This is a genomic window from Edaphobacter sp., from assembly GCF_035532915.1.
Classification (GTDB): domain Bacteria; phylum Acidobacteriota; class Terriglobia; order Terriglobales; family Acidobacteriaceae; genus Edaphobacter.
The window spans coordinates 24348-30789 of record NZ_DATKQC010000312.1; the positions used below are offsets into that span (position 1 = coordinate 24348).

Here is a 6442-nt window from a genome sequence, read left to right on the forward strand (position 1 = left end):
CCAGCCTCTGCGCTCATCCCGTAAACTCGTAGCCAGCAGCGAACAGACAGCAGGGAGAACACATGCCGCAAGAGCTTTACTTCGAAGACTTCTACGTCGGTCAGAAATTCCACTCCATCGGCGGAGCCAAGGTAACCGCAGAAGAGATCAAAGAGTTCGGCCAGAAGTACGACCCCCAGCCCTTCCACCTCGACGAGGCTGCCGGGGAGGGCTCCTTCTTCAAGGGCCTCGCCGCCTCCGGCTGGCTCACCGCCGCCATCGTCATGCGCCTGCGCGTGCAGAACATCACCGTAGCCGGAGGCATGATCGGCGCGGGCGTCGAAGAGATGCGCTGGACGCTGCCCGTCCGTCCCGGCGACACTATCCACACCGAGATCGAGGTCATCGGCGTCCGCCAGTCGAACTCGCGCAAAAACTACGGCGTCGTCCGCACCCGCACCCTGGCCTTCAACCAGAACAACGAGGTCGTCCTCCGCAGCACCGTCAACTTCCTCGCCCCTCTGCGCGAAGAATAGCATCGGCAGGAATTTGGGTGCCCCACGTCCCGCTTCTGGGACGTGGGTTCTTCCCATACCCCCGAACCATCCCCGTCACCTCACTTCGAAAACCCACAAGCAACAGGCGTATCGTAGACAGATGATGCGTATGACAGTGCTCGCCTCCGGCTCCAAAGGCAACAGCACCGTCATCTCCAGTTCCCGCACCCGCGTCCTGGTCGATGCCGGGCTCTCCTGCCGCGAGCTCCTCAAGCGCATGGCCCTTGCCGGAGAAGACCCCACCACCCTTGACGCCATCCTCATCACCCACGAGCACATCGACCACGTCGCTGGTCTCGCCGTCCTCGCCCGCCGCCTCAACATCCCCGTCTACCTCACCGAGCCGACCCACCGCGCCTGGGTCCGCATGGTCACACCGCGCACCACCATGACCTACACCAAGTGGCTCGATCACGTGCAGCAGGAAAAGGAGGCCCGTGCCGCAGCCGTAGCCCAAGGCAATCTGAACATTGCCGCCGAAGCATCTTCCGATCAAGCCCCCGCCGACCTCTGCGAACCGGCGCCTGCGGCCAAATCCAACCCTGCCCACCTCCCCGCAGTCGAGTACTTCCACTCCGGCACCAGCTTCTCGATCGGCGACCTCGACATCACACCCTTCACTATCCCCCACGACGCCGCCGACCCCTGCGGCTTCGTCTTCGCCGCCGAAGGCATCCGCATGGCCGTCGCGACCGACCTCGGCTACATGCCCCCCAACGTCAAGGCCGCGCTCAAGCGCATCGACGCCCTCCTGCTCGAGTCCAACCACGACCTCGAGATGCTCCGCGACGGCCCGTACCCCTGGTCGGTCAAGCAGCGCGTCCTCTCCCGCGTCGGCCACCTCTCCAACCACGCAACGGCGGAGTTTCTCTCCACCGACTACGATGGCAACGCGTCCTATATTGTCCTTGGGCACCTCTCCGAGTCCAACAACGCCCCGGAACTGGCCCGCATCGCCGCCGAACAGGCCCTCGCCAACCATCCCAAGCTGCTCGGCAACCGTGTGGTTCTCGCGATGCAGTCGGCACCGCTCGAGCCCATCACCCTATGAGCGAAGTCATTGATCTTTTGATTGCAGGGAAATAAGGTCTCTTCTGTCAGCGCGCAGTCTAAGTCATAGTCCTATAGCCGTTTTTGCCTTTTCTTCTCCTGGAAATAGTCTCAAATCCATTACCCCTCAATAAATCTTTCTAAATACCTTTCGTGGTCTAACAAGTTAGAATGAAGGCAGTAAAAAAATGGAAAAATCCGCTATAGAACTCCCCAGCAATCGCCGTGAACACTCATCTTCCTGCACCGATCAGGTCGTAGGGAACATTCTCTCTGGCTGGCGCTACGACATCTCTGCCCTCTCCCCCACCATGCGCACCGACTACGAGCTGCACTTCGTCGAGTGCGCCCACTGCCGTCGCCGGCAGACGATCGCCCGCTCCATCGACGTCCTTCTCATCGCCGTCAGCACGCTTTCGATCCTGGCTTTTCTTCTCGCCGCCGTCGTCATCCACCGGGTCGAACTGATCACCCACATCTTCTCGCTGCACGTTCGCGTCACCCAGACCCACGCGGTCGCCATCTCGCTCGAAGCGGTCGCCGTGGCCGGCATGGTCTTCTCCACCCTCATCTGGATCCTGGTCGCCATCGCTACCCCGCTGCCCGGTTTCCTCGGCGACATGGTGCAAAAGCACATCCCCGCCGACATCCGCGAGCGCTTCCACAAGAACGCGGCCTAGAACCTAAGCCTCACTCTCCCAAAACTGTCATTCGGAGCGAATGCAAAGCGCGAGTCGAAGAACCTGCGGTTGCCTGTTCCCAAGTTGGTGTTATCAGTACAAATCGGCGTTAAGCCTCAACGATTTGTAATCCGCCCCTCGCCGCGATAGCGTAGAACAGACAACTCATGCCATCGACCCATCAACCAGAAGGCGAACTCCTCCCTCCCTCGTACGGCGGCCCGCCCGATCGCGCACCCATCCCCGACTACGAGCGTGAGCGTTCCCGCCCCAACTCGCGCGAGCGCGGCTGGAACATTCTCGTCACCCCCGGCACCTATCTCCTGCTCGGCATCAACTGCGCCGTCTACGCCTGGATGGTTCTGCGCGGCGTCTCTCCCAGCGAGCCCACTGTCCGCGACCTCATCCACTTCGGAGCCGCCCAGCCCTTCCTTATCCTTCATGGTCAGTGGTACCGCCTCATCACCGCCACCTTTGTCCACGTCGGCCTGCTCCACATCGCCACCAACATGTGGTGCCTCTGGAACCTCGGCCTCCTCGGCGAGCCTCTGCTCGGCCCCTTCGGTCTGGTCGCCGTCTACTTTCTCACCGGCATCGCAGGCAATCTGCTCAGTCTAAGCGTGAATGTCCTGACTCGCGACTACATCTCCGTCGGCGCCGGTGCCTCGGGCGCCGTCTTCGGCATCGCTGGAATCCTGATCGTCCTGCTCAGCAACAAAAAGCTCCCCATCCCCTCGTCCGAGCTCAAGCGCCTGCGCAAGTCGGTCATCTGGTTCGCAGCCATCAACCTGCTCATCGGCGGAGCCACCCTCTTCGTCCCGGTCGTCCGCATCGATAACTTCGCCCACCTCGGCGGCTTCCTCTCCGGCCTTGCCCTCGGCGTTCCTCTGCTTGCGCGTATGACCTCAGGCCGCACCCGCTACCTCCAGCGGCAGAAGTTCACCTTCGCCGGAGCCGCTTTCTGCCTCGCCCTCTTCGGATACTGGATCGCCAACCTCAGGTAAGGCAACGCTTAGGGACAAAGGGCTATAGCTCTTCCTCTCCGCGGTAGCTTCCTGGGTTTGTCATTCCCGAAGGGAATCTGCGTTTTGCTCGAATCACTAAATTACATCTGGAAAAGAACCGCTTCAGAAGACAGACCCACACCGCAAAAAAGGCAGCGAAATCAAAAGATCCGCTGCCAGCCAATTTAAATCTTCTAGTCTCTAGCTCAAAGTCGTCTGCGCAAACTTCCTCACCATGGCCAGCAGCAATCTTCGGTCGCTCTCGCTCAAATGGGCTGAATAGCGCTGCACCTGGGTCAGGAACCGTATCTCGTCCTCGCCCAGGTTCAGCGACGACATCTCCCGCCCGATAACCTCCTCGGCAAAAAACTCCGAGAGCTGCAAATCGAGCGCGCGAGCAATCTTCTGCAGCGTCTCCAGCGACGGCACCGTATGTCCGTTCTCTACCCGCGACAGGTAACACCGCAACAGCCCGGTCCGCTTTTCGATATCGCCCTGAGACATACCCTTCTGCAAACGGTAGCCCCGGATCGTCGTACCGATGTTCATCGAAATTGAGAGGTCCGGCGCGGACCCACTCTCCATGTCGCTCGAGATAGTTTGCATGTCAGCCATTAGCCACAAAGTAAACATCTGCAACTCATAGGTCAATGCCTATCTTTGCTTTCAACGAGATTCTCGTACCTGCCCAGGTTCATCCACAGAGATTTACCCTGCCAAACCTTAACTTCTACTTGAACCCCAGCGCCTCTTTGAACCAGAGGAAATATTAGCCATCCAACTATTATCCCTTCAGTAAACCCACCCTCAGCTGGCCGATCCTCCGAAACGACTGCTCCTGTCCAAATCCGGCCAGAGATGTTCAAAGCCGGACAGGCCAACCCGCCCGTTCGATGAAACAGCATTGCAATAAAAGGAGATACCAGCCATCAGCTTAGGCACCCAACGTGCTCTCTATTGCGTATCTAATGTTGTGATCGCGCTGAGGAGGGAAGTAAGGATGCAATCAATGCTGGGGAACATTCGTTACGGGTTGCGCCAATTGAGAAACGCTCCCACGTTTACAGTGGTGGCTGTGCTGACACTCGCCCTCGGAGTAGGCGCGAATACGGCGATCTTCAGCGTGGTGCAGGCGGTCCTGCTGCATCCGGCGGGTATCTCCCAGCCCGAGCGCGTCGTCTCCCTCCATGCCCGCTACACGCAGTTGAACATGCCCAGCATCGGTGTCTCCGTCCCCGACTTCAAGGACGCCCAGTCGCTGACCACCATCGTGGACGCGGCAGCCATCGGTCAGAGCACGAGCTTCAACACCTCCACCAGCAGCGGAAGCGAGCACATCCAGGCAGCCACCGTCACCCGCGACTGGTTCCGTGTCTTCGGCGCGCAGCCCATCCTCGGGCGTACGTTTTCACCGGAAGAAGACCAGAAGGGCGCGAACTACGTCGCCGTCCTCAGCTACTCAGCGTGGCAGCGGCTCTTCGGCGGCCAGTCCGACGCCATCGGCAAGTCCATGGTGATGGACGGCGAGACCTACCGCGTCATCGGTGTCATGCGCAGCGACTTCGACTGGCCACGCAGCCGCGATGTCTGGGTCCCGCTCGGCCTCGCGCCCGACGCCTATGCGCCCAGCAATCGCTTCAACGAGAGTTACGACAGCCCGGTTCGCCTGAAGCCCGGTGTCAGTGTGGCACAATTCAACGCCGCGCTGGCGCAGAAGCGTATGGAGGAGGTACGACGTGAGGGAGGCCACGGAATTGCAGAGAGTGGCGGCTGGGGCATGTTCGCCCAACCCTGGACCCAAGATGCCGCAGGCGATCTGCGCAAGCCGCTGTTCGCCTTGTTCATCGTGGTGGCGGCCATCCTTCTTATCGCCTGCGCCAACGTCGCTGGGCTGCTGCTCGCCCGCACCGCGGGAAGGATGCGCGAGCTTGCCATCCGTACCGCGCTGGGCGCATCCATGTTCCAGATCACCTCGCAGTTTCTGGTCGAAACGCTGTTGCTGGCAGTCGGCGCGGCGATCCTCGCTGTATTGACCGGGCCGCTGATCGGCAGGCTTCTTCTGCTCGCAATCCCCAGCCATCTGGCCGACGGCTTCGTCGTCCAAAGCAATCCTCGGCTGGTGGCTGTGACCATCGGCTTCAGCCTGCTGGCCGCGCTTCTCGCCGGCATCATTCCTGCGATTCAAGTTGCGCGGATGCAGCGCATCGGCGAGTTCGGCAGAAGCGTCACCAGCAGCGCCTCGCGGCAGCGGCTGCGCACTATCCTGGTCAGCACCGAGATCGCCCTCGCATTCATCCTTCTCACCGGCACCGGCATGTTCCTCGTCAGCCTGCGGCATCTGCAGCAGGTCGATCCCGGCTTTCGCTCCCAGGGAGTTTTGACCGGCTCGGTGGCCCTCACCAGTACGCAATATCGCGACAACAAGGTAAAGCAGTCGGCCTTCGTCAGCGACGTCGTCTCGCGCCTCCAGCAGCAGCCCGGCGTGACCGCCGCCGGTGCCTCGTCGTTCGCGCCCTTCACTGGATTGTGCTGCTGGTCGGGCAGCTTCAACATTCAGGACAAACCGATACCCGACGGGCAGCCGGGGCCTCACGCCGACATGGTGGCGGCGACCCCCGGATATCTCGCCTCGTTGCAAATCCCCTTGATGCAGGGCCGCTGGTTTACAGACGGCGATCGCGCCGAGACCATGCCCGTCGTGGTCATCGACGATGTGTTGGCCAGGACATACTGGCCCGGACAGAACCCCATTGGACACTTCCTGCGGAATCGAACGGATAATATATGGAAGCAGGTTGTCGGCGTGGTCGGCCATGTCCACCGCGATTCGCTCGAGGTGGATGAGAACAAGGGCTTAATCTATATGCCGTTCAATCAGGTACCGACGCCGATGGCCAGCTTTGTCGTGCGCACCAAAGGCGACCCACAGGCACTCCAAAACTCGCTGGTCCACGCGGTCGGGTCGGTAGACGCGACCGAGGCCGTCTTCAACGTGCGCACGCTCAGCAGCCTGGTCGGGCGGTCGCTGGGAGCGCGGCAGTTGCTGGTGTGGCTGCTCTCGCTCTTTGGTGGACTGGCATTGCTGCTGGCCGCCATCGGAATCTACGGCCTGCTTAGCTTCACCACCTCACAGCGCTCGGCCGAGATTGGCATTCGCATGGCCATGGGCGCC

Annotated in this window: 6 protein-coding genes; 5 read left to right on the forward strand and 1 reads right to left on the reverse strand. The window is 61.0% G+C overall.

Annotated features, from left to right (window positions below; genetic code table 11):
- Window positions 1-62 precede the first annotated feature (62 nt).
- From VMU57_RS14825 to VMU57_RS14840, 4 genes are all read left to right on the forward strand, one after another.
- Window positions 63-515: a MaoC family dehydratase gene (locus tag VMU57_RS14825; protein ID WP_325384754.1), complete on the forward strand. Its 453-nt coding sequence runs from the start codon at window positions 63-65 to the stop codon at window positions 513-515.
- 121 nt (window positions 516-636) lie between these two features.
- The gene (locus VMU57_RS14830; protein WP_325384756.1) at window positions 637-1587 is read left to right on the forward strand and encodes an MBL fold metallo-hydrolase; all 951 of its coding nucleotides are present in this window, start codon (window positions 637-639) and stop codon (window positions 1585-1587) included.
- Window positions 1588-1774: 187 nt separating this feature from the next.
- A complete protein-coding gene (locus VMU57_RS14835) occupies window positions 1775-2266 on the forward strand; it encodes a hypothetical protein (RefSeq protein ID WP_325384758.1) in 492 nt (163 codons plus the stop codon).
- A 167-nt stretch (window positions 2267-2433) separates the two neighbouring features.
- Window positions 2434-3270, forward strand: coding sequence for a rhomboid family intramembrane serine protease (locus VMU57_RS14840; protein WP_325384760.1), 837 nt, complete (start codon window positions 2434-2436; stop codon window positions 3268-3270).
- A gap of 201 nt (window positions 3271-3471) precedes the next feature.
- Here VMU57_RS14840 and VMU57_RS14845 read toward each other — a convergent pair whose 3' ends face one another.
- Window positions 3472-3819, reverse strand: coding sequence for a helix-turn-helix domain-containing protein (locus VMU57_RS14845; RefSeq protein ID WP_414648658.1), 348 nt, complete (start codon window positions 3817-3819; stop codon window positions 3472-3474).
- Between the two features lie 460 nt (window positions 3820-4279).
- Here VMU57_RS14845 and VMU57_RS14850 point away from each other — a divergent pair.
- On the forward strand, window positions 4280-6442 hold a 2163-nt coding region (locus VMU57_RS14850), incomplete at its 3' end, for an ABC transporter permease (RefSeq protein ID WP_325384762.1).